Annotated in this window: 22 protein-coding genes; 7 read left to right on the top strand and 15 right to left on the bottom strand. The window is 69.7% G+C overall.

The window, feature by feature from the left end; genetic code table 11:
- Positions 1 to 173: 173 nt before the first annotated feature.
- The 6 genes from recA to gloA2 all read right to left on the bottom strand — a co-directional run bounded on the left by recA (position 174) and on the right by gloA2 (position 6747).
- Positions 174 to 1250 carry a recombinase RecA gene (gene recA / locus KHC19_RS18230; protein WP_213354002.1) on the bottom strand — a complete coding sequence of 359 codons (1077 nt, stop codon included), beginning with the start codon at positions 1248 to 1250 and terminating at the stop codon, positions 174 to 176.
- A gap of 105 nt (positions 1251 to 1355) precedes the next feature.
- Positions 1356 to 1847, bottom strand: a complete 492-nt coding sequence (locus KHC19_RS18225) for a DUF2380 domain-containing protein (protein ID WP_213354000.1) — start codon at positions 1845 to 1847, stop codon at positions 1356 to 1358.
- A gap of 135 nt (positions 1848 to 1982) precedes the next feature.
- Entirely contained in the window at positions 1983 to 3206 is a 1224-nt protein-coding gene (locus KHC19_RS18220; RefSeq protein ID WP_213353998.1) for a DUF1501 domain-containing protein, read from the bottom strand.
- A 2-nt stretch (positions 3207 to 3208) separates the two neighbouring features.
- On the bottom strand, positions 3209 to 4714 hold the full coding sequence (locus KHC19_RS18215; protein ID WP_213353996.1) for a DUF1800 domain-containing protein: 1506 nt from the start codon (positions 4712 to 4714) through the stop codon (positions 3209 to 3211).
- Between the two features lie 131 nt (positions 4715 to 4845).
- Positions 4846 to 6234, bottom strand: coding sequence for a chromate efflux transporter (gene chrA, locus KHC19_RS18210; protein WP_213353994.1), 1389 nt, complete (start codon positions 6232 to 6234; stop codon positions 4846 to 4848).
- An 87-nt stretch (positions 6235 to 6321) separates the two neighbouring features.
- Positions 6322 to 6747, bottom strand: a complete 426-nt coding sequence (gloA2, locus tag KHC19_RS18205; RefSeq protein ID WP_213353992.1) for an SMU1112c/YaeR family gloxylase I-like metalloprotein — start codon at positions 6745 to 6747, stop codon at positions 6322 to 6324.
- A gap of 276 nt (positions 6748 to 7023) precedes the next feature.
- On the opposite strand from gloA2, the gene KHC19_RS18200 reads away from it, so the two are divergent.
- The 4 genes from KHC19_RS18200 (at position 7024) to KHC19_RS18185 (ending at position 12405) form a co-directional block, all read left to right on the top strand.
- Positions 7024 to 8598, top strand: a complete 1575-nt coding sequence (locus KHC19_RS18200; protein WP_213353991.1) for a peptide ABC transporter substrate-binding protein — start codon at positions 7024 to 7026, stop codon at positions 8596 to 8598.
- Positions 8599 to 8665: 67 nt separating this feature from the next.
- The gene (locus KHC19_RS18195; protein WP_213353989.1) at positions 8666 to 9589 is read left to right on the top strand and encodes an ABC transporter permease subunit; all 924 of its coding nucleotides are present in this window, start codon (positions 8666 to 8668) and stop codon (positions 9587 to 9589) included.
- Positions 9582 to 10739 (top strand): ABC transporter permease, encoded by a 1158-nt coding sequence (locus tag KHC19_RS18190; protein ID WP_378296717.1) that lies wholly within the window; start codon positions 9582 to 9584, stop codon positions 10737 to 10739. Before KHC19_RS18195 ends, KHC19_RS18190 begins: the two co-directional genes overlap by 8 nt.
- Before the next feature lies 1 nt (position 10740).
- Positions 10741 to 12405 carry an ABC transporter ATP-binding protein gene (locus tag KHC19_RS18185; protein ID WP_246549087.1) on the top strand — a complete coding sequence of 555 codons (1665 nt, stop codon included), beginning with the start codon at positions 10741 to 10743 and terminating at the stop codon, positions 12403 to 12405.
- A 45-nt stretch (positions 12406 to 12450) separates the two neighbouring features.
- On the opposite strand, the gene KHC19_RS18180 is transcribed toward KHC19_RS18185, so the two are convergent.
- The 4 genes from KHC19_RS18180 to KHC19_RS18165 all read right to left on the bottom strand — a co-directional run bounded on the left by KHC19_RS18180 (position 12451) and on the right by KHC19_RS18165 (position 18790).
- The gene (locus KHC19_RS18180; protein ID WP_213353987.1) at positions 12451 to 13227 is read right to left on the bottom strand and encodes an SDR family NAD(P)-dependent oxidoreductase; all 777 of its coding nucleotides are present in this window, start codon (positions 13225 to 13227) and stop codon (positions 12451 to 12453) included.
- A 180-nt stretch (positions 13228 to 13407) separates the two neighbouring features.
- The gene (locus KHC19_RS18175) at positions 13408 to 16590 is read right to left on the bottom strand and encodes an efflux RND transporter permease subunit (protein ID WP_213353985.1); all 3183 of its coding nucleotides are present in this window, start codon (positions 16588 to 16590) and stop codon (positions 13408 to 13410) included.
- Between the two features lie 55 nt (positions 16591 to 16645).
- Positions 16646 to 17950, bottom strand: a complete 1305-nt coding sequence (locus KHC19_RS18170) for an efflux RND transporter periplasmic adaptor subunit (protein ID WP_213353983.1) — start codon at positions 17948 to 17950, stop codon at positions 16646 to 16648.
- 18 nt (positions 17951 to 17968) lie between these two features.
- The gene (locus tag KHC19_RS18165; protein ID WP_213353981.1) at positions 17969 to 18790 is read right to left on the bottom strand and encodes an alpha/beta hydrolase; all 822 of its coding nucleotides are present in this window, start codon (positions 18788 to 18790) and stop codon (positions 17969 to 17971) included.
- 173 nt (positions 18791 to 18963) lie between these two features.
- Between KHC19_RS18165 and KHC19_RS18160 the strand changes: the two genes are divergently transcribed.
- Together KHC19_RS18160 and KHC19_RS18155 are read left to right on the top strand one after the other, a co-directional pair.
- Positions 18964 to 19884 (top strand): LysR family transcriptional regulator, encoded by a 921-nt coding sequence (locus tag KHC19_RS18160; RefSeq protein WP_213353979.1) that lies wholly within the window; start codon positions 18964 to 18966, stop codon positions 19882 to 19884.
- 83 nt (positions 19885 to 19967) lie between these two features.
- On the top strand, positions 19968 to 20906 hold the full coding sequence (locus KHC19_RS18155; RefSeq protein WP_213353977.1) for a LysR family transcriptional regulator: 939 nt from the start codon (positions 19968 to 19970) through the stop codon (positions 20904 to 20906).
- Here KHC19_RS18155 and KHC19_RS18150 read toward each other — a convergent pair.
- The 3 genes from KHC19_RS18150 to KHC19_RS18140 are packed head-to-tail and all read right to left on the bottom strand — an operon-like array spanning position 20897 to position 22177.
- Positions 20897 to 21034 carry a hypothetical protein gene (locus KHC19_RS18150; RefSeq protein ID WP_213353975.1) on the bottom strand — a complete coding sequence of 46 codons (138 nt, stop codon included), beginning with the start codon at positions 21032 to 21034 and terminating at the stop codon, positions 20897 to 20899. The genes KHC19_RS18155 and KHC19_RS18150 overlap by 10 nt on opposite strands.
- The gene (locus tag KHC19_RS18145) at positions 21034 to 21933 is read right to left on the bottom strand and encodes a dihydrodipicolinate synthase family protein (protein ID WP_213353973.1); all 900 of its coding nucleotides are present in this window, start codon (positions 21931 to 21933) and stop codon (positions 21034 to 21036) included. Before KHC19_RS18145 ends, KHC19_RS18150 begins: the two co-directional genes overlap by 1 nt.
- A 13-nt stretch (positions 21934 to 21946) precedes the next feature.
- Positions 21947 to 22177, bottom strand: a complete 231-nt coding sequence (locus KHC19_RS18140; protein WP_213353971.1) for a hypothetical protein — start codon at positions 22175 to 22177, stop codon at positions 21947 to 21949.
- 190 nt (positions 22178 to 22367) lie between these two features.
- Here KHC19_RS18140 and rocF point away from each other — a divergent pair, with 190 nt between their 5' ends.
- Complete coding sequence (gene rocF, locus KHC19_RS18135; protein ID WP_213353969.1) at positions 22368 to 23291, top strand: arginase; 924 nt, start codon at positions 22368 to 22370, stop codon at positions 23289 to 23291.
- 48 nt (positions 23292 to 23339) lie between these two features.
- Here the strand turns inward: rocF and KHC19_RS18130 are convergent, their stop codons facing one another.
- Both KHC19_RS18130 and KHC19_RS18125 read right to left on the bottom strand, forming a co-directional pair.
- Positions 23340 to 24263 carry a ribokinase gene (locus KHC19_RS18130; RefSeq protein ID WP_213353968.1) on the bottom strand — a complete coding sequence of 308 codons (924 nt, stop codon included), beginning with the start codon at positions 24261 to 24263 and terminating at the stop codon, positions 23340 to 23342.
- Between the two features lie 247 nt (positions 24264 to 24510).
- Positions 24511 to 25146 carry an Isoquinoline 1-oxidoreductase subunit gene (locus KHC19_RS18125; RefSeq protein ID WP_213353966.1) on the bottom strand — a complete coding sequence of 212 codons (636 nt, stop codon included), beginning with the start codon at positions 25144 to 25146 and terminating at the stop codon, positions 24511 to 24513.
- Positions 25147 to 25298 lie beyond the last annotated feature (152 nt).

The following is a 25298-nucleotide window of genomic DNA, read 5'->3' as shown; positions in this document are numbered from 1 at the left end:
CCGGCAGCTGCGCCGGCCCGCGCCGGAGCGGCGCGAGCCCCGGTTCTAACGACGCCGCAATGGCTTGTCCAGAAAGGCCGCGCGCCGGCCTCGCCGCTTCCTCGCACAAGCCGCGCGACGAAGATCGGCCGCGGGGCACGCCCCCGCAGCCGGCCATGTCGCCCGGCGCGCGCTCAGGCGTCGGCGTCGTCCTCGCTCTCGGCTTCCCCGGCCAGGATCTGCTCGGCGATGAGGCCGGCATTCTGGCGGATCGTCGCCTCGATGCGCCCGGAAACGTCCGGGTTCTGGCGCAGGAAGTTCTTGGCGTTCTCGCGTCCCTGGCCGAGCCGCTGGCTGTCATAGGAGAACCAGGCGCCCGACTTCTCGACCACGCCCGCCTTGATGCCGAGATCGATGAGCTCGCCCATCTTGGACACGCCCTCGCCATACATGATGTCGAACTCGACCTGCTTGAAAGGCGGCGCCAGCTTGTTCTTCACCACCTTCACGCGGGTCTGGTTGCCCACCACCTCCTCGCGTTCCTTGATCGAGCCGATGCGGCGGATGTCGAGGCGGACCGAGGCGTAGAACTTCAGCGCGTTGCCCCCGGTCGTGGTCTCGGGGCTGCCATACATCACGCCGATCTTCATGCGGATCTGGTTGATGAAGATGACCATGGTGTTGGAACGGCTGATCGAGCCGGTCAGCTTGCGTAGCGCCTGGCTCATCAGCCGCGCCTGCATGCCCGGCTGATTGTCGCCCATCTCGCCGTCCAGCTCGGCGCGCGGGGTGAGCGCCGCCACCGAATCGACCACCAGCACGTCGACCGCCCCGGAGCGCACCAGCGTATCGGCAATCTCCAGCGCCTGCTCGCCGGCATCGGGCTGGGAGATGAGCAGGTTGTCGAGATCCACCCCCAGCTTGCGGGCATAGACCGGGTCGAGCGCATGCTCGGCGTCGATGAAGGCGCAGACACCGCCCTTCTTCTGCGCTTCCGCGATGGTGTGCAGCGCCAGCGTAGTCTTGCCGGAGGATTCCGGCCCGAAGATCTCGACGATGCGCCCGCGCGGCAGGCCGCCAATGCCGAGGGCGATATCGAGCCCGAGCGACCCGGTCGAGACCGTTTCGATCTCCATGACCTTGTCGCCCTTGCCGAGCCGCATGATCGAGCCCTTGCCGAAATGCCGCTCGATCTGTGAAAGCGCGGCGTCCAGCGCCTTGGCCTTGTCCATGGAAGATCCTTCGACGAGTCGCAACGTAGCTTGAGTCATTGCCGGGCTCCGGGTCGCAAGCAAGTGTTTTGCTGTGATTTCCCGAATGTACCTGCTTTGTTCCGAGTTCGCAATATGTTCCTGTCGAGCCGGCGCACGGCCGGCCTATTGCGACGACAGGCCGATGATCTGGCGGGAAATGAAGCTTTCCGCGTTGCGCCAGGCCTCGTCATTGTCGCCGCGAAAGGTGTAGAGCCGCTCCAGCACCTTCTCGTCGGTCCTGAGGTCGATCAGCGCCACCTTGGCCCATTGCACCAGCGTGCTCATCTTCTGGATTCCGCCCACCAGCAGGAACTCGGCGCCGGCCTTCTGCGCCATGCCGGCGATTTTGGCGGCGTTGCCGTCGGTGAGCACGCAGGGGCGGCACGGCAGCGGCACCACGCGGAACATGTCGCTCGCCGCGAGATCGCGATGCAGCGCCGTCATGAACGCCTCGAGGCGCGATGCGTGGTCGGCCTTCTGGTCCCGCGCCTCGCCGGAAGTGTCGATGTACTGGAAATCGGCGATCGCCACCGTGCGCGAGGACGCCTCCGCCTGGCTCGCCGCGACCGGCGACATCAATGCGGCGACCACGAAAAGAGCGCGGCAGCCCCTCATGGCGAGCCTCCCCTGCCGTTTGCTGCGGATATCATGCCGGCCCATCATATCGCGCCCGGGTCGCCCGCGCAGCCGTTCGGCCGGCGCCGCCGCGACGCAGAGGCGCGAGATAGTGTCACCGCCGCTCCGGCGCCGTCAGGCGACGAGATCCTTGAGCGGCGCCAGCGTCCCCGTCTCGGGAAACACCTCGCGCGCGAGGAAGGCGGCGGGCGCGCCGAACAGATCCGCCAGCAGCCCCTTGGCCACGGCGCGCACATCGGTGGTCGGGCGCAGGTCGCGTCCCTCCAGCAGCGCGGCGTCGGCAAGCCCCGGCCAATCGGCGATCACCCGGCCGCCGCGAATGGCCCCGCCGGCCAGCAGCACCACCGTGCCGGTCCCGTGATCGGTGCCGCGCGTGCCGTTGATGCGGGCGGTACGGCCGAACTCCGTCACCACCATCACCGCGGTGTCCCGCCATTTCGGCCCCAGCGTCTCGGCGAAGACGCCGATGGCGTCGTCGAGCCCGCGCAGCCGGTTGGCCAGTTGCCCCTTCACCCCGCCCTCATTGGCGTGGGTATCCCACCCCTCGAAGGCGAGGCCGGCGATGCGCGGCCCGTCGTCGCGCGCCAGCAGCCGCGCCGCGCCCCGGGCCGTCTGGTTCATGCCCTTCGGATCGGCCGGGCCGCCCTGCCGCTTGATCGCCGGCCCGTTCATCGAGACGAGGCCCTCGGTCTTCAGCCCTTCGAGCAGCGTGCGGTGCAGCGCCGGGTCGCGCTCGGCATAGAGCGCGGCGAGCCGCTCGGCGAGGTCCTCTCCGGCCGGCGGCAGCACGGCCGGGCTCCAGCCGAGCACCGGCGCCGCGCCCCGCACCACCAGCGGCGGCACCGATCCGACGCCCAGCGCCCCGGTCGCAGCGATCCGCTCGCCGGCCGGCAGCCCGGCGAGGAAGCGGTTCAGCCAGCCGGTCTCGGTCCGCCCCGGCGCCGGCTGGCCGCTTTCAAGCACATCCTGCCCGTCGAAATGCGAACGGTCGCGATAGCCGGTCGCCGCCGCGTGCACCACGCTCGCCTGCCCCGCCTTGTAGAGGCGGGCGAAGTTCGGCATGGCGGGATGCAGCGCGAAGAAGCCGTCGAGCGGCAGGGCGGGAATCTCGCCCTCGAGGGACAGCGCGAGGTCCCCGTGCAGCCCGGCATAGGCGGGATCGCCCACCGGGGCGACGCAGGCGAGGCCATCCATCGCTCCGCGCAGCACGATGCAGACGAAGCGCGCGTCGCGGCCGCCGGCGGCAAAGGCGAGGCGCGGCATGAAGGCCCAGGCGAAGAGAGCGCCGGAAGCGCCGAGGACGGCACGTCGGGAGACGGAGGTCTCGCACAGTTCCATGGCTATCTCCTCTGGAATTCCGGTACCATCAGCAGCAGCGCCACCGCCTGCGGGCGACTTTCGGCGCGGCGGATCGCGCGCAGCGTCTCCTGCGAGACCGAGGCGCCGAAAGCGGCCTCGGCGAGCTCCAGCGGATCGGCCGCGCCGGCGATCCGCCCGATCTGGTCGGCGACGTCGAGGCGAGTCTTGATGCCGGTCGGCGACAGCCACTCGTCGCTGCGATCCGGGAAGCCCTTGGGACTGCCCGGATTCCACATGGGCTGCCCCATGGCGACGAGCTGGCCCAGCGCCATCTTCACCTGGTCCGGCTTGCCGGTGAGCCGCACCGCGGCGAAGAGGAACTCCTGCGGCGAACGCAGCTTGTCCGCCGGCGCCTCCCAAGCCTGCGGCGATTCGATCAGGCTGCGGGCGAGCTCCTTCAGGTCGCCGCCGCTGGTGCGGAAGCTCGCCGCCAGCCTGTCCACCAGCGCCGGCGGCGGATCGTCGCCGACGAAATGGGCCGCGAATTTGCGGGCGATATGGCGGGCGGTCGCCGGATGCGCCGCCAGCGCCAGCAACGCCGCCTCCCCCTGCTCGACGCCGCCCTCGGGATAGACATGGCCGAGCAGCGTCTGCTCGCCCGGCTCGTGCCGGACCGGGGCGAAGGTGAAGCGCCCGCCATTGAAGGCGTCCTCGTCGGCCGAGGCCACCGTCCAGCCGGTGAGGATGCGGGCGAGCGAGGTGACGTCCGCCTGGGAGTAGCCGCCGGCGACGCCGAGCGTGTGCAGCTCCAGCGTCTCGCGCGCCAGGTTCTCGTTGAGGCCGCGCCTGTTCTTCAGGGCCACGTTGGAGGCGGGACCGGCCGACTGGTTGTTGTCGAGATAGAACAGCATCGCCGGATGCTGCTCCACCGCCTTCAGCATGTCGGCGAAGCGCCCGAGCACATGCGGGCGGATCGCCTCGCGCTCGAAGGCGCCGGCGAGGATGCGCACCGTCCCGTCCTTGAGCGCGATGGCGAAGTGATTGGCCCAGAACAGCACCAGCCGCTCGGTGAAGCCGACCGGCACGTCGTGCAGGCGGATCAGCCGCGCCGCCACCTCCTGCTCGTAGACGGGCACGTCGGGCGAAGGGCCGAGGCCGTTGCCGCCCATCGACGGCGCCGCCATGCCGACCGGAGGTGTCGCCATCCCGGCCGGAGGCGTCGCCATCCCGCCGGATGCCGCTTCCATGGACCCGCCGGGCGCCCGCTCCGCCGGCGCGCGCAGGGCGACCGACGTCGCCCTCGCCGCTTCCGCCACGGGCGCCTTTTGCTGCCGCGCCCGGGTTACCGCGCGCTGATAGGCGGCGTTGCGCGCCAGGGCCTGCTGGCTGCCCGGCAGGGAGGTGTCCTCCAGCCGGGCGGTGGCGGGCTGCGCAAGTTCCTCGATGAGGGCCCCGCGCGGATCGGAACGGATGCGGGCGAGATCGCCGCGGCGCGGGCCGAGGCCGAAGCGGCGGAGGGCGGTAAGCGCGGCGAGGTCGTCGGACATGCGAGCGGCCCTGCATCAAGACGCGCCCGCCCGGCCGCGCCGCCGGCACCGACGACCCGGCAAGCCGCCGCGTCGCGTCTCGCCCCTTGCGCGAAGGTGCGGGGCGTTTGGGGCGATTTGGCGACGGCCGGCTAGCCGGCGAGCAGCCGCAGGCCGATGCCCGCCAGGGCGCAGCCGGCCAGGGTGGTGAACATGCCGGCGCGCAGCCACAGCGTCGCGACCAGCGCCGCCGCGGCGAGCGCCGCCGCCGCCCAGTCGATGGAGCCTGGCACCGGCAGATCCGGCCGCAGACCGAGAATGTCGACGCTCTCCACCTGCCGGAACACCACATGCAGCGCGAACCACAAAGCGAGGTTCAGGATGACGCCGACGACGGCGGCGGTGATCGCCGACAGCGACGCCGCCAGCGCGCGGTTGCCGCGCAGCGATTCAACGAAGGGCGCCCCGAGGAAGATCCAGAAGAAGCAGGGCGCGAACGTCACCCAGGTGGTCAGCGCCGCCCCGAGGCCGCCGGCCAGCAGCGGATCCAGCCCGCCCGGATTGCGGAAGGCCGCCAGGAAGCCGACGAACTGCACCACCATGATCAGCGGGCCCGGCGTGGTTTCGGCGAGGCCGAGGCCGTCCAGCATCTCGCCCGGCTGCATCCAGCCGAAGCCGTCCACCGCCGCCTGCGCCACATAGGCGAGCACGGCATAGGCGCCGCCGAACGTGACCACGGCCATGGCGCTGAAGAAGGCGCCGAGCTGGGTCCACACGCTGGACGAGCCGGTGATCGCCCAGAGCAGCAGCACCGGACCGAGCCACAGCGGCAGGCACGTCGCGATCACGCGCAGCGCCCTCCTGCCGGAAGGATCGGCATGGGCGAGCTCGCCGCGCTCGAACATCGCGTCGACCGCGCCCGGCCGATCCGCGATCCCGCCCTTCGCCCCCGCCCCGGCCGGCGCGAAGAGCCCCGGCGCATAGCGCTGGCCGATCCAGCCGGCGAGGCCGGCCAGGGCGATGATCAGGGGAAACGGCAGGTGGAGCAGGTAGATCCCGACGAACGCCGCCGCCGCGATGACCACCATCAGCCGGTTCCCGAGCGCGCGCCGGCCGATCCTCAGCACCGCCTGCACCACCACGGCCAGCACCGCCGCCTTGATGCCGAAGAACGCTGCCTCCACCAGCGGCACATGCCGGTAAACGGCATAGAGCGCACTGAGCCCCAGCATCACCAGCGCGCCGGGCAGCACGAACAGCAGGCCCGCGACCAGCCCACCGGCAGTGCGGTGGAGCAGCCAGCCGATATAGGTGGCGAGCTGCTGGGCCTCGGGCCCCGGCAGCAGCATGCAGTAGTTGAGGGCATGCAGGAAACGCTGCTCGCCGATCCAGCGGCGATCCTCCACCAGTTCCTTGTGCATGAGGGCGATCTGCCCCGCCGGACCGCCGAAACTGAGCAGCCCGATCTTCGCCCAGACCCGCACGGCCTCGCCGAAGGGCGGGGCGGAGGGAGGAAGTTCGTGGTCAGGCGGAACGGTCATGACGCGGCATCGCTGGAACGGGAGACAGGGCGGCTCGTGCCGATTGAAGGAGGTGGGATCAGAACCGAAGAACGCGACACGCCGACGTCACAGGGCCCCGCCGGCTTCCCACCTCTGCCCGTCCGCCTCCGCGGGGTCGGCTTCGTAGAGTTCCAGCGGCAAGCCGTCGGGATCGGCAAAGAAGGTAAAGCGCCGGCCGGTATAGGGATCGGTGCGCACCGGTTCGATCGCGATGCCGAGCCCCGTCAGCCGGGCGATCTCCTCGTCGAGATCGGCGACGACGAAGGCGAGATGACGCAGCCCGCACGCCTCCGGGCGATTCGGCCGCGGCGGCGGCGCCGGAAAGGAGAAAAGCTCCAGCCGCGCATTGCCGGCGTCGAGATCGCATTTCCAGGAGCCGCGCTCTTCGCGAAACGCCTCGTTGAGCACCGGGAAGCCCAGCGTCTCGGAATAGAAGCGGCGGGAGCGCTGATAGTCGGCGCAGATGATCGCGACGTGATGGATTCCCCGCATGGTCCGGCCCTCCCCGAGGCGCCGCGCGGCGCCCGCTTACATCTGCAACGAACTCCCTGTGCAAAGGAGCTTTCCGGCCCGGCGCATCGGGAGAAAATCGTCCCTCCCGAACGGGAGCAGGCATATTACGACCTTCGCGGAATGGGCCGCGACCGTCCGCCCGTGCCTGCCGGTAGGCCGCCCCGTGCGAATTCGCAACGGAAGGCTTCGCACAATTCGTCGACGCGCACTAGAATTGTGCAGGCGACGCCAATCCAGCGTGAAAGGAATGTTCTCATGAGCCGCTTCCGATCCCTTCTCATCGCTTCGCTCCTTCTCGGCACCGCAGTGCTGCCCGCCGCGGCCGAGACCATCTACAACCGGGGCAATTCGGCAGACCCGGAATCGCTCGATCCGCACAAGACCTCGACCGTCTACGAGGCGCATATCCTGCGTGACGTCTTCGAGGGCCTGGTGATGCAGGACGCGGTCTCCAACCTCATTCCCGGCGTCGCGGAAAGCTGGAGCGTCTCGCCCGACGGCAAGGTCTACACCTTCAAGCTGCGGCCGGATGCGGTGTGGTCCAATGGCGAGCCGGTGACGGCCGACGACTTCGTCTATTCCTTCCGCCGCCTCGAGGATCCGGCGACCGGCGCCGAATACGCCTCCATGCTCTATGTCATCAAGAATGGCGAGGAGGTGAACACCGGCAAGGCGAAGCCCGAGGAGATGGGTGTGCGCGCCGTCGATCCCAAGACGCTGGAAGTGACGCTCAAGTCGCCCACCCCCTATTTCCTGGAACTGCTGACCCATCAGGCGGCCTATCCGGTCAACAAGGCTTCCATCGACAAGCTCGGTGCCGACTGGATCAAGCCGGGCAATCTCGTCTCCAATGGTGCCTTCACCCTGGCCGAGTTCATTCCCAACGATCACATCAAGCTGCTCAAGAACCCGAAATTCCACGCCGCGTCCGAGGTCAAGCTGGATGCGGTGAACTACATCCCCACCGAGGACCGCTCCACCGCCATGAAGCGCTACGAGGCGGGCGAGCTCGATTCCAACGACGACCTGCCCACCGAGCAGCTCGCGGATCTCAGGAAGAAGTTCGGCGACCAGGTGAAGGTCGGCCCCTATCTCGGCACCTACTACTACGCGGTGAAGACCGACAAGGCGCCGTGGAACAACCCCAAGCTGCGCCGCGCCGTCTCGCTCATCATCGACCGCGACTTCCTCGCCGAGAAGGTGTGGCAGAACTCGATGCTGCCGGCCTATTCCATGGTGCCGCCCGGCATTGACGGCTACACGCCGGCCGAGGCCGACTACGCGAAGATGTCCCAGTTCGACCGCGAGGACGAGGCGAAGAAGATCCTCGCCGAGCTCGGCTACGGCCCGGGCAAGCCGCTGAAGCTGGAGATCCGCTACAACACCTCCGAGAACCACAAGAACACCGCGGTGGCGATCCAGGAGCAGCTGAAGCCCTTCGGCATCGAGGTGTCGCTGATCAACACCGATACCAAGACCCATTACGGGCACCTGGAGCAGAAGGGCGATTATGATTACGCCCGCGCCGCCTGGATCGCCGATTACAAGGACCCCGAGACCTTCCTCGGCATCTCCCGCAAGTCCAGCGGCAACAACTATTCGAACTTCAACAATACCGACTTCGAGACGCTGATGGACGCCGCGGCCGCCGCCGGCGCCGATCCGGCCGTGCGCATGAAGAAGCTCGCCGAGGCCGAGAAGGTGCTGGTCGACGACCTCGGCAACATGCCGCTGCTCTATTACAGCTACCATGAGATCGCCTCGCCCAAGCTGAAAGGCTGGGAGCCGAACGTGATGGCCATCCACCCTTCGCGCTTCATCAGCAAGTGAGCCGGAGGGCCGGCGTCCCCGCGCGGGGCGCCGGCCGACCCGGTCTCCCGGCACGAGGACGACCCTCTTGATCCGCTATGTCCTGCGGCGGCTGCTGACCGCCATCCCGACTCTCTTCCTGATCGTCACCCTCTCCTTCTTCCTGCTGCGCGTGGCGCCCGGCGGGCCGTTCAGCCAGGAGCGCGGGCTCAGCCCGGAGGTGAAGGCCAATCTCGAGCGCGTCTACCAGCTGGATGCGCCGCTCTGGCGCCAATATCTGAACTATCTCGCCGATCTGCTGCACGGCAATTTCGGCCCCAGCTACAACCTGCCCGACTTCACCGTGGCCGACCTGTTCCGCGTCGGCCTGCCGGTCTCGGTGCAGCTCGGCGCCTCGGCGCTGATCCTGGCGCTGGTGCTCGGCTCGGTGCTCGGCATCGTCGCGGCGCTGCGGCAGAACCGCGCCGGCGATTACGCCGTCGTCGCGCTCGCCACCGCCGGCTCGACCATCCCGACCTTCGTCATCGCCCCGCTCTACCAGCTGGTCTTCGCGCTCACCCTCGCCTGGGTGCCGGTGGCCGGCTGGGGCGGCGGCGCGTTCATCAACAAGATCGGCCCGGTGCTTACCCTCGCCTTGCCGCAGATCGCCATCGTCGCCCGCCTCATGCGCGGGGCGATGATCGAGGCCCTGCGCGCCAACCACATCCGCACCGCCCGCGCCCTCGGGTTGGGCGGCTGGTCGGTGGTGGTCAGGCATGCGCTGCGCGGGGCGCTGCTGCCGATCATCTCCTATGCCGGCCCGGCCGCCGCGGCGCTGCTGACCGGCTCGGTGGTGGTGGAGACGGTGTTCGCTATTCCCGGCGTCGGCCGCTACTTCGTCGATGCCGCCCTCAATCGCGACTACACGCTGGTGATGGGAACGGTGGTGGTGATCGCCGTCTTCGTCATCGTCTTCAACCTGATCGTCGACCTGCTCTACGCGCTGGTCGATCCGCGGGTGCGCTATGACTGAGATGACGGCTCCCGCCCCCGCCGCTCCGCCCTCCTCCCCGCCGGCCGGTTCGCCGCCCGCCAAGGGCCGCTCGCTGTGGATCGATGCGTGGCGACGCCTCACCGCCAACCGCGCCGCCGTGATCAGCGCCGTCTATCTCGTCGTCATGGCGGTGGCCTGCCTGGTCGGCCCGCTGCTCACCGGCCACGACTACACGACGATCTACACTGATTACGTGCGTGTCGCGCCCAGCCTCACGCCCTATCCGAAGCCCGACGCCCTCGCCTCCACGCTCGACGACCTGACCAGGCGCATGCGCCTCGATCTCGCCGGCTGGCGGGAGGAAAACGGCCGGGTGATCGTCGATCTGCGCTCCGCCCGCCCCATCGACCCGCGCGTGACGCGCTATTTCGACCGCTCGTCGAGCTTCGAGGACAGCCGCGTCGAGCAGACCGGCGCCGACGGGCTGAGCATGACGGTGAGCGCCGCCGTCGCGCGTCACTATTTCCTGTTCGGCACCGACAATACCGGCCGCGACCTGCTCACCCGCACGCTGATCGCCGGCCGCGTGTCGCTGGCCATCGGCCTGCTCGCCGGGCTCACCGCCGTGGTCATCGGGGTGATCTACGGCGCCACCGCCGGCTATCTCGGCGGCCGGATCGACGACGTGATGATGCGCATCGTCGACATCCTCTACTCGCTGCCCTTCATCTTCCTCGTCATCATGCTCGTGGTGTTCTTCGGGCGGAACTTCGTCCTGATGTTCATCGCGGTCGGCGCGGTGCAGTGGCTCGACATGGCGCGCATCGTGCGCGGACAGGCGCTGTCGATCCGCCGGCAGGAATATGTGCAGGCCGCCCTCGCGCTCGGCGTCTCCTCGCGCGGCATATTGTGGCGGCATGTGGTGCCGAACACGCTCGGCCCGGTGGTGGTGTACATGACGCTGCTGGTGCCGCAGGTCATCCTGCTCGAGAGCTTCCTGTCCTATCTCGGCCTCGGCGTGCAGGAGCCGCTGACCAGCTGGGGCGTGCTGATCGCGCAGGGGGCGAAGAACATTCCCGCCGCCACCTGGCTGCTGATCTTCCCGTCGATCTTCCTGACCTCGACGCTGTTCGCGCTCAACTTCCTCGGCGACGGCCTGCGCGACGCCCTCGATCCGAAGGACCGCTGAGATGGCCGACGAGATGCCCTCCGACCTCGACATCGATGCCGCCGCCGGCGACGCCCCGTTGCTCGAGCTCACCGGCCTCGACGTGCGCTTCGACACGCCCGACGGCGAGATCCATGCGGTACGCGGCATCGATCTCGCGCTGAATCCGGGCGAGACCCTCGCCGTCGTCGGCGAATCCGGTTCCGGCAAGAGCCAGACGATGATGGCGGCCATGGGCCTGCTGGCGCGCAACGGCAGGGTCGCGGGCAGCGTGCGCTATCGTGGCCGCGAAATCCTCGGCCTGCCGTCGCGGGCGCTCGATGAGATCCGCGGCGCCCGGATCGCCATGATCTTCCAGGAGCCGATGACCTCGCTCGATCCGCTCTACACCATCGGCAGCCAGCTGGCGGAGCCGCTGGCCCGCCACAAGCGTCTCGGCGCCAGGGCGGCGCGCGAGCGGGCGGTGGAGCTGCTCGCCCTCGTCGGCATCCCCGACCCGGAACGCCGGCTGCGGGCCTATCCGCACGAGCTCTCCGGCGGCCAGCGCCAGCGGGTGATGATCGCCATGGCGCTCGCCGCCGAGCCGGACGTGCTCATCGCCGACGAGCCCACCACCGCGCTCGACGTCACCGTGCAGGCGCAGATCATCGAGCTCCTGCGCTCGCTGCAGCGGCGCTTCCGCATGGGCATCGTGTTCATCACCCATGATCTCGGCCTCGCCCGGCATTTCGCCGACCGCGTCGCGGTGATGCGTTACGGCCAGGTGGTGGAGGAAGGCCCGGCATCGCAGGTGCTCTCCCGGCCGGCGCACGACTATACCCGCATGCTGCTGGCCTCCGAGCCGAGCGGCACCAAGGCGCCGCCGCCGGAGGACGCGCCCGTGGTGCTGGAGGCGCAGGGCCTCGACGTCACCTTCCACATCGGCGGCGGCTGGCTGGCCGGCCCGCCGCTGGAGATCCACGCCGTCGACCGGGTGAGCCTGACGCTGAAGCGCGGCCAGACCATCGGCATCGTCGGCGAATCCGGTTCCGGCAAGTCGACCCTCGGCCGGGCGCTGATTCGCCTGATCGACGGCAAGGGCGACATCCGGCTGTTCGGCCGGCCGGTCGGCGAACTCGACGCCGCCGGCCTGCGCGCCCTGCGCCGGCAGGTGCAGATCGTCTTCCAGGATCCCTATGGCTCGCTCTCCCCGCGCATGACCGTCGGCGAGATCGTCAGCGAAGGGCTGAGGGTGCACGAGCCGGAGCTCGATGCCCGCAGCCGCGAGCGGCAGGTGATCGCGGCGCTGGAGGACGTGACGCTCGACCCGGCCCTGCGCAACCGCTACCCGCACGAGTTCTCCGGCGGCCAGCGCCAGCGCATCGCCATCGCCCGCGCCCTCATCCTGAAGCCGCGCGTGCTGGTGCTGGACGAGCCCACCTCGGCGCTCGACCGCTCGGTGCAGAAGGGCATCGTCGAACTGCTGCGCCGGCTGCAGCGCGAGCACGGCCTGTCCTACCTGTTCATCAGCCACGACCTGTCGGTGGTGCGCGCGCTCTCCGACTGGATCATGGTGATGCGGCGCGGACAGCTGGTGGAGGCCGGGCCGACCGAGGACGTCTATGAAGCCCCCGCCGCCGCCTATACGCGGGAGCTGATCGCCGCCGCCTACGGCCTTTCGGATCGCGAGCAAGCCGGACGGCGATGAACGCGGCGGGCAGGTTCCCCTGCCCGCCCGCGCCCGGCCGCACGGTCACACGATGGAATCTACCGTGCCGCCATCGACGCGCAGCGCCGCGCCGGTGGTGGCGGAGGCCAGCGGCGAGGCGATGTAGACCGCCATGTTGGCCACCTCCTCCACCGTCGCCAGCCGGCCGATGATCGAGCTCGACCGGTGCGCCTTGACGAAATCGGCGCCGGCCTGCTCCACCGTCTTGCCGGCCGCGACCTCCTGCTTCAGCATCTCGGCCACGCCCTCCGACAGCGTCGGGCCGGGCAGGATGGAATTGACCGTCACCCCGGTGCCGGCCATGCGCTTGGCGAGGCCGCGCGCCACCGCGATGTCGGCGGTCTTGCTGACCCCGTAATGGATCATTTCCACCGGAATGTTCAGGCCGGATTCCGAGGAGAGGAACAGCACGCGCCCCCACCCCTTCGCGGCCATGCCCGGCAGATAGGCGCGCGCCACCCGCACCGAGGCCATCACGTTCACCTGCCAGTGCCGCTCCCACACCTCGTCATCCGCCTCGAAGAAGTCGACGGGCTGGAAGATGCCGAGATTGTTCACCACGATGTCGAAGGCCGGCTCCACCTTCGCCAGCGCCGCGACGCCCTCGGCGGTCGACAGGTCGATCGCCCGGCCGCGCGCCGAACCGCCGAGCTTCGCCACCGCGGCATCGACCTTGGCCTGGGTGCGGCCGTTGACGACCACGGCGGCGCCCGCCTCGTGCAGCCCCTTGGCGATGGCGAAACCGATGCCCTCGGTGGAGCCGGTCACGAGGGCGCTCTTGCCCGAAAGATCAATCTTCATGGTCCAGTCCCTGTTTGTGCGGAAGCGAGGCGGAGGCCCGAGCGGCCCTGCGCCCCGGAGATGGTGTCACCATAATCCTTCGCCCGGTCGGCGGATGACGACCTCGCACGGTCGTGACCGGAAAAGAAAACCCGCCCGGTCGAATGGACCGGGCGGGTTCCCCCGTGCGTGGCCGTGCCGCTATTCCGCCGGGTGCGGCAGCGCATGGATGGCCTGCCCGTGCTGGCGCAGCGGCCGGTTGCCGGTGAGCCGCCGCAGCAGCACGTAGAACACCGGCGTCAGGAACAGGCCGAAGAAGGTGACGCCGATCATGCCGGCGAACACCGCCACGCCCATGGCATGGCGCATCTCGGCACCGGCGCCGGTGGAGAGCACCAGCGGCAGCACGCCCATGATGAAGGCGAAGGAGGTCATCAGGATCGGCCGCAACCGCAGCCGCGCCGCCTCCACCGCCGCATCCACCGGGCTGCGACCGGTGAATTCCAGCTCGCGGGCGAACTCGACGATCAGGATCGCGTTCTTCGCCGACAGGCCCACCAGCACCACCAGCCCGATCTGGGTGAAGATGTTGTTGTCCCCGCCGCCGAGCCAGACCCCGAACAGCGCCGCCAGCAGCCCCATCGGCACGATCAGGATGATCGCGATCGGCAGGGTCAGGCTTTCATACTGCGCCGCCAGCACCAGGAAGACGAGCAATATGGCGAGCGGGAACACCAGCACCGCCGAATTGCCGGCCAGGATTTCCTGATAGGTCAGGTCGGTCCATTCATAGTCGAAGCCGGGCGGCAGCACCTCGCGCGCGATCCGCATCGCCGCATCCTGCGCCTGGCCGGAGGAATAGCCCGGCGCCGGCGAGGCGTTGAAGTCCGCCGTGAGGAAGCCGTTATAGCGCATGGCGCGTTCCGGCCCGGCGGTGGTCTCCACCTTCAGCAGCGCCGATAGCGGGATCATCTCGCCGGAGTTCGAGCGCACCTTCAGCTTGCCGATGTCCTCCGGCTTGGCGCGATAGGGCGCGTCCGCCTGCACCCGCACCGAGTAGGTGCGGCCGAACTTGTTGAAGTCGTTGACATAGAGCGAGCCGAGATAGACCTGCAGCGTCTCGAACACCGAGGAGATCGGCACGCCGAGCTGGCGGGCCTTGGTGCGGTCGACATTGGCGAAGAGCTGCGGCACGTTCACCTGGAAGGTGGTGAACTGGCCCACCAGCTCCGGCGCCGCCATCGCCTTGGCCATGAAGGCATTTGTGACCTTCGCCAGCTCGTCATAGCCACGGCCCGCGCGGTCCTCGATCTGCATCTTGAAACCGCCCACCACGCCGAGGCCCTGCACCGGCGGCGGCGGGAACATGGCGATGAACGCCTCCTGAATCGCGCCGTATTTCTGGTTCAGCGACATGGCGATGGCGCCGGCGCTGAGGTTCGGGGTCTTGCGCTCCTCGAAGGGCTTCAGCGTCGAGAACACGATGCCGGCATTGGACGAATTGGAGAAGCCGGCGATCGACAGGCCGGGGAAGGCCACCGCGCTTTCCACGCCCGGCTCGGCCAGCGTGATCTCGGTCATCTTGCGGATGACCTCCTCCGTGCGGTCGAGCGTGGCGCCGTCCGGCAGCTGGGCGAAGCCGACCAGATACTGCTTGTCCTGCGCCGGCACGAAGCCGGAGGGCACCGCCTGGAACAGCCACCAGGTCGCGCCGAGCATCACGGCGTAGAACACCATGACCAGGCTCTTCACCGTGAGCACGCCGCGCACGCCGCGGCCATAGCCGGCCGAGCCGCGGGTGAACACCCAGTTGAAGCCACGGAAGAACCAGCCGAACAGCGCGTTGATGACGCGTTGCAGCGCATCCGGCTCGGCATGATGGCCTTTCAGCAGCATCGCGGCCAGCGCCGGCGACAAGGTCAGCGAGTTGATCGCCGAGATCACCGTCGAGATGGCGATGGTGAGCGCGAACTGGCGATAGAACTGGCCGGACAGGCCGGTGATGAAGGCCAGCGGCACGAACACCGCCACCAGCACCAGCGCGATGGCGATGATCGGGCCGGACACCTCGCTCATCGCCCGGTAGGCGGCGTCGCGCGGGGAGAGCCCCTCCTCGATGTTGCGCTCGACATTCTCCACCACCACGATGGCGTCGTCGACGACGATGCCGATGGCGAGCACCAGGCCGAACAGGCTCAGCGCGTTGATCGAGAAGCCGAAGACGTACATCACCGCGAAGGTGCCGACGATCGACACCGGCACGGCGAGCAGCGGGATGATCGAGGCCCGCCAGGTCTGCAGGAACACCACCACCACGATGACGACCAGCAGCACCGCCTCGAACAGCGTGTGCACCACCGCCTCGATGGAAGCGTCCACGAAGCGGGTGGTGTCGTAGACGATGGCGTAGTCGACGCCTTCCGGCATCGTCTTCTTGATCTCGTCCATCGTCTTGCGGACGTTGTCGGCGATTTCCAGCGCGTTGGAGCCCGGCGCCTGGAAGACGCCGATGCCCACCGCCTGCTTGTTGTCGAGCAACGAGCGCAAGGCATAGTCCGCCGCGCCGAGCTCGATGCGGCCGAGGTCGCGCAGGCGCACCACCTGGCCGTCGGCGCCGGTCTTCACGACGATGTCGCCGAATTCCTCCTCAGTCTCCAGCCGGCCCTGCGCGTTGACGGAAAGCTGCAGGTCGACGCCCGGCATCGTGGGCGAGGCGCCGACGATGCCCGCCGCCGCCTGGATGTTCTGCGCGCGGATCTCGTTCACGACGTCGCCGGCGGAAAGGCCGTGCTCCGCGATCTTCTGGGGATCCAGCCAGACGCGCATGGAGTAGTCGCCGGCGCCGAAAATGTCGATCTGGCCGACGCCGCCGATGCGGGCCAGCCGGTCCTTCACGTTCAGCACCGCGTAATTGCGCAGATAGGTGATGTCGTAGCGGTCGTTGGGCGACAGCAGATGCACGACCATGATGAAGTTCGGCGAGCTTTTCGCCGTGGTCACGCCGAGGCTGCGCACCTCTTCCGGCAGGCGCGGTTCGGCCTGGCTGACGCGGTTCTGCACCAGCTGCGTCGCTTTGTCCGGGTCGGTGCCCAGCTTGAAGGTGACGGTCAGCGTCATCACGCCGTCGGTCGTCGCCTGCGAGGACATGTAGAGCATGTCCTCGACGCCGTTGATCTGCTCCTCGATCGGCGTCGCCACCGTGGCGGCGATCACCTTGGGGCTGGCGCCGGGATAGGTGGCGCGCACGATGACCTGGGGCGGCACCACCTCGGGATATTCCGAGATCGGCATCACCCTCAGCGCCAGCAGGCCGGCGACGAAGATCAACACGGAAATGACGCCGGCGAAGATCGGCCGGTCGATGAAGAATTTGGACAGATTCATAGCGTCCTCCCCCCGAAGGAGGCCAAAAGGAAAGCCAACGGAGATGCGGCGCGGCTTACTGCGCGGCGACGGTGGCGGAGTCCGTCGCCTTGGCGGCGGAGGCGGTTTCCATGGGCACGATTTCCGGCGCCAGCAGCGCGCCGGGGCGCACCCGCTGCAGGCCGTTGACGACGATGCGCTCGCCGTCCTTCAGGCCGCTGGTGACGACGCGCAGCCCCGCGGTCGGCGGGCCCAGCTTCACTTCGCGATAGGTGGCCTTGCTGTCGGCATCGACCACGAAGACGAACTTCTTGTCCTGGTCGGTACCCACCGCGCGCTCGTTGATCACCAGCGCCGGCTCGGTCTTGGCGCGGCCCATCCGCACGCGGGCGAACTGGCCCGGCACCAGCCGGCCCTGCGGATTGTCGAATGTCGCCCGCAGCCGGAAGGTGCCGGTCGCCGCGTCCACCTGGTTGTCGACCAGCTGGAGATGGCCGCGCATCGGCTCGTTGCCGGTGGTGGCGGTGGAGATCTCCACCGGAATGCGGTCGATCTGGCCGAGCACGTCGCCGTCGCCGATCGAGGACAGCGCCTCGCTGACCACGTTCTCGTCGGCGTCGAACACCACGTAGATCGGATCGACCGAGACCAGCGTCGTCAGCACCGGCGAGGTGGGGCCGGCGGCGACGAGATTGCCGACGGTGACGTTCAGCCGGCCGACGCGGCCGTCCACCGGCGCGCGCACCTCGGTGTAGTCGAGATCGAGCTTGGCGGTCTGCACCGCCGCCTCGGCCGCCTTCAGATTGGCCTCGGCCTCGCGGAAGCTGTTGGTGCGCTGGTCGAGGTCACGAACCGAGACCACCTTGTTGTCGACCAGCTGCTTGCCGCGCTCGAGCTCGCTGCGGGTGAACTCCACCTGCGCCTGCGAGGCCTGGCGCAGGGCCTCGGCGCGGTCCAGCGCCGCCTGGAACGGATCGGGGTCGATGGTGACCAGCAGGTCGCCCTGCTTCACCAGCGCGCCCTCGCGGAAATGCACCGTCTTCACCGCGCCGGCGACGCGCGGGCGCACCTCGACGCGCTCCACCGCCTGCAGGCGGCCGGAGAACTCGTCCCACTCCATGGTGTCGCGCGTCTTGAGCACCGCGACCGAGACCGGGGTGGCCTGCGGCTGTTGCGCCTGCGCCGGCGGCGGATCGGTGGCGAGGGCCTCGGTGATCGGCCAGGCGAACCACACCGCCGCGGCGGTTGCCAGCCCGGCGAGGCCGAAGGCGACGCCGGCATCGCGCCAGCGGTGGCGTGGCGCCGCGCCGTCGAGGCGCGCAAGTTCGGCGCGGACGATTTCGGGAACGGCGGAATGGCTGCGAACGTGTTCCGTGCTCATGCGGCGATCTCCCGGCCCTCAGGCCTGAACGGGTTCGGCGAGGGCGACGGAGCGCCCTGCCAGAAAGGAAGCGAACAAGGGTTGCAGGTCCTGCGCCCAGGGCGGCAGGCCCGCGGAATCGGGATCGTCCCCCGGCCAGTCGGAGGCGTCGGCGACGACATGGCTCTCGACCGGAACCCCGCAGCATTGCAGGCGCCGGACATAATCGAGGCTCTCGTCCCGCATCGGGCAGTCGTCGGAAGTGATGATCAGCGCCGGCGCCACCCCGCCGAGCCGGCGCGAGCCGAGCGGCGCGGCATAGGGATGGGCCCCCTTGTCCGCCGAGCCGAGATAGGAATGCCAGCCATCCGCCCATTTGCAGCCGACGGCCCCGGCCTCCGCCGCATGGATCGAGCCCGAGGCGAGGCACGGATCGAGCATGGGCGAGATCAGGATCTGGCCGGCGACCGGCGGGTGATGCTGGTCGCGCGCCATGAGCGTGAGGGCGGTGGCGATGTTGGCCCCCGCCTCCTCGCCGGCCACGAACAGGCGGGCACCGCGGCCGGCCCAGCGGGCGCGCTGGCGATGCAGGAGGCCGAGGGCCGCGAAGCTGACGTTCAGCGCCGCCGGAAACGGATGCTCCGGCGCCAGCGGGTAGTCGGCGGACACCACCACCGCGCCGGCCTGGGCCATCGTGCGGCAGATCATGGCGCTGCAATCGAGGTCGCCGCAGGTGAAGGTGCCGCCGTGGAGATGCAGCACCAGCGGTGCCGGGCGCGCGGCGCCGGACGCACGATAGACCCGGACCGGCAAGGCCGTTCCATCGAGCTCCAGCTTGTCCTCTGTCCACGGAAGCGTCATGGGAATCATCTTGGAAAGCGCGGGCCGGAACGGCCACCCGCTTTCACTCCTGTTGCGATGCAGCGAGATGTAGTCCCGCACTGAAGAGGAAAAAATATCGGAATCGGGATTTCATTATTCATACAGGGAAACAATATCGGGTTTCATACGTCACGGGCTTGAGGGAGCGGGGCATGGATCAGATCGCGGCAATGCGGGCCTTCGTCCGCGTGGTCGAGGCGGGCACCTTCACCCGCGCCGCCGACCTCCTGGAAATGCCCAAGCCGACCGTGACCAAGCTGATCCAGCAGCTCGAGGCGCATCTGCGCACCAAGCTGCTCAACCGCACCACCCGCCGCGTCGGCGTGACACCGGATGGCGCCGCCTATTACGAGCGCGCGGTGACGCTGCTTTCCGACCTCGAGGAGCTCGACGGGTCGATGATCCGCTCGCAGGCCCGCCCGGCCGGCCGGCTGCGGGTGGACACCAGCACCTCGCTGGCGCTGCATGTGCTCATTCCCGCCCTGCCCGATTTCCACGCCCGCTACCCGGACATCCAGCTCGATCTCGGCGTGTCCGACCGGCCGGCCGATCTGGTGGCGGAGAACATCGACTGCGCCATACGCGGCGGCGACGTGCTCGATCCCGGCCTGATCGCCCGCCGGGTGGGCGAGATCGAGCTCGTGCTGTGCGCCACGCCGGACTACATCCAGCGCCACGGCATGCCGCAGCACCCGCGGGACCTGGAGACCGGGCACCAGACCATCGCCTATTTCAGCCCCCGCACCGGCCGGCGCATGTCGTTCGACGTGGTGCGCGGCAACGAGGTCTACGAGCTCGACCCGCCCTATGTGCTGGCGGTCAACGATTCGACCGCCTATCTCGCCGCCTGCCTCACCGGCCTCGGCATCGCCCAATCCATCTATTCGCTCATCGAGCCGCATCTGGAGGCGGGCCGGCTCGTGCGGGTGCTGCCGGAATGGCACTCCGAACCCATCATCCTGCATGTGGTATATTCGCCCAACCGCCACCTGAGCAGCCGGCTGCGCGTGTTCGTCGACTGGGTCGCGGAACTGCTCGCCACCTCGAACACGCTGAGGCGCCGGCCCCGCTAGCCTGCCGCCCGGACGGGTTGCCTCGTCGGGCGCAGGCAGATTTGATGAATGTCCTTCAACCCGACGCGGATTTCCGTTCACGCATGGCTGCCTTCTCGCGCTCCGACCTCGCCGATCTCAACACCTTCGCCGCCATCGTCCGGCATCGCAGCTTTACCGGCGCCGCGATCGAGATCGGCGTCACCACCTCGGCGCTCAGCCACGCGGTGCGGCGTCTGGAAACCCGGCTCGGCGCCCGGCTGCTCAACCGCACCAGCCGCTCGGTGGCGCCGACCTCGCTCGGGCTCACTCTCGCCGAGCGGCTGGCCGAGGGCTTCGACACCATCGCCGCCGCGCTGGACGAGGCAGCCGGCGAGCGCGCCGCCGCCTTCGGCGAGATCCGCCTCAACGTGCCCTCGGATGCCGCCATGCTGCTGCTGCGCCCGGCACTGGCGGAGTTCGTCGAGCGCTTTCCCCGCACCCGGCTTTCCCTCGCCGTCGAGGACCGTCCGGTCGACATCGTCGCGGAAGGATTCGACGCCGGCATCCGCTATGGCGACACCGTGCCGGAGGACATGGTGGCGATGTCCCTCACCCCGCCGCTGCGCTGGGTGACGGTCGCCTCCCCCGCCTATGTGGCGCGCTTCGGCCGTCCCGCCTCGCCGGGGGACCTCGCCCAGCATCGCTGCCTGCGGCTGATGCTCGGCAACAATGCCGTCTTTCGCTGGGAGCTCGGCGATGGCGAGCGGCTGGTCCGGCTCGATTTGCCGGGCACGCTCACCTTCAACGACACCGCCACTACCATCGATGCCGCCATCCAGGGGCTGGGCATCGGCTATGTGCTGGAGGAACGGGTCCGCGCGCATCTCGCCGACGGCCGGCTGGAGCTCGTGCTGCCGGACTGGGCCTCCACCGGCGCCGGCTTCGCCATCTATTACCCGAGCCGGCGCCAGAACCACGCCGCGCTGCGCCATCTGGTCGAGATCATCCGCGCCGGCTGGCAGCGGCGCATGGACGGCGCGGCGACGGCGTCTCAGGGATGAGCCAGCCGGCTCAGCAGCATGGCGACCGCGAACACCGCGCTGAAGATCAACGCCATATGGGTGATGAGCGCGTGGCCCCGGAGCCGGTGGTCCTGGTGTCGGCGGCGCAGGCGAAGGTCGGTCTTCATCACATGAACTCGCAATGCCGGCTTTCATGGGCGCTCGCCAGCCCGGCCAGCGCCACGCGCATGCCGGCGGTCGCCGCCGGCTCCGGCTCGGTGAGCGGCAGCCGCGGCAAGTGGGAGAAGGCCGGGTTCATCAGCGACACCGCATATTTCAGACCCACCGGCTCGGGCGCGAGGTCGAGCGCCGCCTGAAGCCGGATCAGTGGCACCGCCAGCCGCGCCTCCTCCTCGATCCGGCCGGCGCAGCGGCGTTCCCATTGATGCGCGCAGAGCTGCGGATCGATATTGGCCAGCGGGGCGAGGCAGGCATGCGGCGCCGGCAACCCGGGCGGCCAGGCCGTCTGCCCACTCGGCGCGATCCGCCGCAGCCCGGCACAAGCCTGCGCCAGGGCGTTGCTCCGGCTCGGGCTGTCGTCCTCGTCGAGCAAGGCGAAGATCCGGGGCAGCCCGGTCAGCCGCTTCAGCGTTTCCGGCGCCAGCCCGATCTGGGTGCGCTGCGGCACATTGTGCAGCACCAGCGGCAGCGGGCAGGCCGCCGCCACCGCCTCGACATGGCGGAAGAGGCCTTCCTGCGACGGCTTGTTGTAATAAGGCACCACCAGCAGCGCCGCCGCCGCGCCGGCCTCCCCTGCCGCCAGCGTCGCCCGGATGGTCGATGCCGTGCCATTGGTGCCGGTCGCGACGATCACCGGCGCCCGGCCATTGGCGGTGGCGACCGCGACGCGGGTCAGCCGCTCCAGCTCCGCCGGCGCGAGGGTCGGCCCCTCGCCGATGATGCCGCCGACGACCAGACCGCCCACCCCTGCGGCGAGCAACCGCTCGATATGGCCGGCATAGGCATCCTCGTCGACGGCGGCGCCGAGGAACGGCGTGACGAGCGGCACCAGGATTCCACGCAGCATGGCGCGCCCCCACTCAGAACGGCGGCGCCAGCGGGCGCCGGGCGAGACGCACCGCGCTGCGCCGTCCGCCGCATTCGGCCATGGCGTAATGAACCGCATCCTCGCGGCTGCGGAAGAAGCCGCCGCCGCGGCCGTGCAGCTCGAGGGCGATCCAGCGCCCGAGGCGGTCCTTGCCGACCGCGAAGCGCAGCGTGTTGGCGATGGGGACGATGCGGGCCGTCACAATGTGCCTGAGACGTTTCATGGTGTTCCAGGAAGCTTTCGGCGCGGGATCGTGCGCCGCAGGGGAAAGCTAGGAAGCCGCGCCTCAGGATGCGATTGCGATCTGCGCGGCCTCGCATAAGGCCGGCGTAAAGAGCCGTTCTTCCCTCCGCGGAGGGTGCGCCGGCCGGCCGAGTTGGGTAGGCTGCCCCCGTTCCATGGGGGAGACGGGAATGACGACGTGCATCTTGCTGGGAGCCCCGGTACAGGAGGGCACCGGTCGGCTCGGCTGCGACATGGGCCCCAGCGCCTTCCGGGCCGCCGGCCTGGCCGGTGCCCTGAGCGAACTCGGGCACACGGTTCTCGACCGCGGCAATCTGGCGCCGGCCGGCCGGTCCGAGATCCGGCACGGCAATCCCGCCATCAAGTCGCTGGCCGACATCGTCGCCTGGACCGAGCTCTTGGCCGCGGCGACCTATGAGGCGAGCGCCGAGGGCATGCCGATCACCCTCGGCGGCGACCACAGCCTCGCTGCCGGTACGCTCTCCGGCATCAGCCGCCGCGCTGCCGAGCTCGGGCGCCCGCTCTTCGTGCTCTGGCTCGATGCGCATCCCGACCTGCACACCCTCGACAGCACCGAGAGCGGCAATCTCCACGGCGTGCCGATGGCCTATGCCACCGGCCAGCCGGGCTTCGACGGCATCTTCCCGCCTCTCGCCGCGCCGCTCGATCCGGCCCGCATCTGCATGATGGGCATACGCAGCGTCGATCCCGCCGAGCGGGCGCGGCTGGCCGCCAGCGACATCGCCGTGCACGACATGCGCGCCATCGACGAGCACGGCGTCGCCGCCCTGCTGCGCGGGTTCATCGCGCAGGTCGCCGACGCCGGCGGCCTGCTGCATGTGAGCCTCGACGTCGATTTCCTCGATCCCGACATCGCCCCCGGCGTCGGCACCACCGTGCCGGGCGGAGCGACCTTCCGCGAGGCGCATCTGGTGATGGAGATGCTGTGCGACAGCGGCCTCGTCACCAGCCTCGACCTCGTCGAGCTCAACCCGTTCCTGGACGAGCGCGGCCGCACCGCCCGGCTGATGGTGGATCTGGTCGCCAGCCTGATGGGCCGGCGGGTGCTCGACCGGCCGACCCGAAGCCACTGATCAAACCGCTAATTCGGCATCGCCGGCCCGATATCACCGGACCCGCAGCTACGCCTTGCCGGCGGCCGCGAGCAGCGCGGCGCGCGTCGGCATGGCCGTCTGCGCCCCCTCGGCGAGGCAGGCCAGCGAGGCACCGAGGCAGGCAAGCCGCAGCGCATCGGCGAGATGCCCATGCGCTGCCATCTCCGCCGCCAACAGGCCGACAAAGGTGTCCCCGGCACCGGTGGTGTCCACCGGCGTCACCTTCAGCGCCGGCGCATGCAGGCGGCTGCCGTCCGGCGCGTAGGCGACGGCGCCCGCCGCCCCGGCGGTGACGACGCAGATCGTCTGGCCCTTCTGGGCGACTAGCCGCGCGGCCGCTTCCCAGTCGTCGGCCGGCGCGCCGAGCAGCGCCCCCGCCGCGCAGGCCTCCAGCTCGTTGGCGACGAGGATGTCGGTCGCCGCCAGCACCGCCGCCAGCTCCGCCTCGGCCAGCGCGGGCGGGAACGGCGCGACGTTCCAGATCACCCGTCCGCCGGCCGCCTTCACCCGCCGGGCGGCGTCGAGGCTGGCGGCGAGCGGCACCTCCATCTGCATCACCGCGAGGGTGGCCGGCCCCAGCAAGGCCTCCGGCAGGTCCGCCGCCGCGACCTCGCCATTGGCGCCCGAGGCGACGGTGATGGCGTTCTCGCCGCGCGCGTCGACGGCGATGAAGGCGCAGCCCGTCACCGCCTCGCCGATGGCGACTGGTTCGGTCGTCACCCCGTTCGCGGCGAGATTGGCGCGGCAGGCCTCCCCGAAGCCGTCGCGGCCGATCCGTCCGACCATCGCCACCGTGCCGTCATGCACGCGGGCGGCCGCCACCGCCTGGTTCGCCCCCTTGCCGCCGAACAGCGTGCGATAGCCCGGCGACAGCACCGTCTCGCCCGGCCGCGCGATGGCGGGAACGGTAGCGACGAGATCCATGTTGATCGAGCCGAATATGACGATCATCGCCGCCCTCCTCCGCCGCACCGGAGCCTTCCCGAGTCGGCCTGCCATCTCGCGCTGGTGTCGCATGCCCGGCCGGTTCGAGGAAAGGCACTCCGCAGCGCTTCCGGGCGCGCCGGCTGCCATGCCGGCAGGACCCGCAGCCGGCCTTTGCCCGCGCGTCCGGCAAGCCGGCCGTCGCGGAGGGACGGTGCTGCCGGTGCGGTCCGGCCCCGCCGGGCAAAACAGGGCCCGGCGCCGGCCTATGCCGTCACGGGCAATAGGCGCCGGATTCCGCCCAGGCCTCCACCAGCGCGCCGGCCTCCTCCTGCGTGCCCGGCAAGGGCGTGCGACCCGGCCCCGGATGCCACGCCCAGCCGACCAGCGTGTCCTTGCCGATATGTTCGACGAGGTCCGCCAGCGTGCGGTTGCCATTACGCTTGGGGTCCTTGATCTGCTCGCAGATCTGCGAAACGGTCTTGCCTTCCCAGGCCATTTCCGCCGGCGCGAGGTGCCACGCCTCATGACCCGGCATGCGGGCGGGGTCGAAATTGGCTTTGCCGTGGCAGGCATTGCAGCGCAGGGTCTCCAGCCCGAAGCCGTCGACGCCGCGGAACACCGGCGGCTGGTGCAGCCGCGCCTCGTCGCCCTGGCGCGGGCGGTCGGTGGCCGGGTGGCAATTGGTGCAGCGCGGATTGGTCAGCACCTTGCCGAGCTCGGTGAAATAGGCCGCCGAGCGTGCCTTGGGATCGGCGATATGGGCGAAATCGGCGGGGGCGGCCAGCGAGCGGACACTCGTCGCCGGTTGGCCGGTGGCGGACACGCTGGGCTGGCTGAAGCCGGTGGCCAGCGCGCTCGCCAGCACGGCTGCCGCCATCAGGGCGGGAAGGTGCCAGTCGCGGATCATGCCGGCACCCTGCCCTTCTTAACCTCTCCCCATTGGGGAGAGGTGGCCCGCGAAGCGGGTCGGTGAGGGGAAACGCGATTGGGAAGCCGAGAAGACCCCTCACCCCATCCCTCTCCCCAATGGGGAGAGGGGGAGCGGCGACCGTCGCGTTC

This window comes from Ancylobacter oerskovii (genome assembly GCF_018390555.1).
GTDB lineage: Bacteria > Pseudomonadota > Alphaproteobacteria > Rhizobiales > Xanthobacteraceae > Ancylobacter > Ancylobacter oerskovii.
Note: the sequence above shows the minus strand (reverse complement) of the source record. Positions and strands in the feature narration are given on the sequence as shown.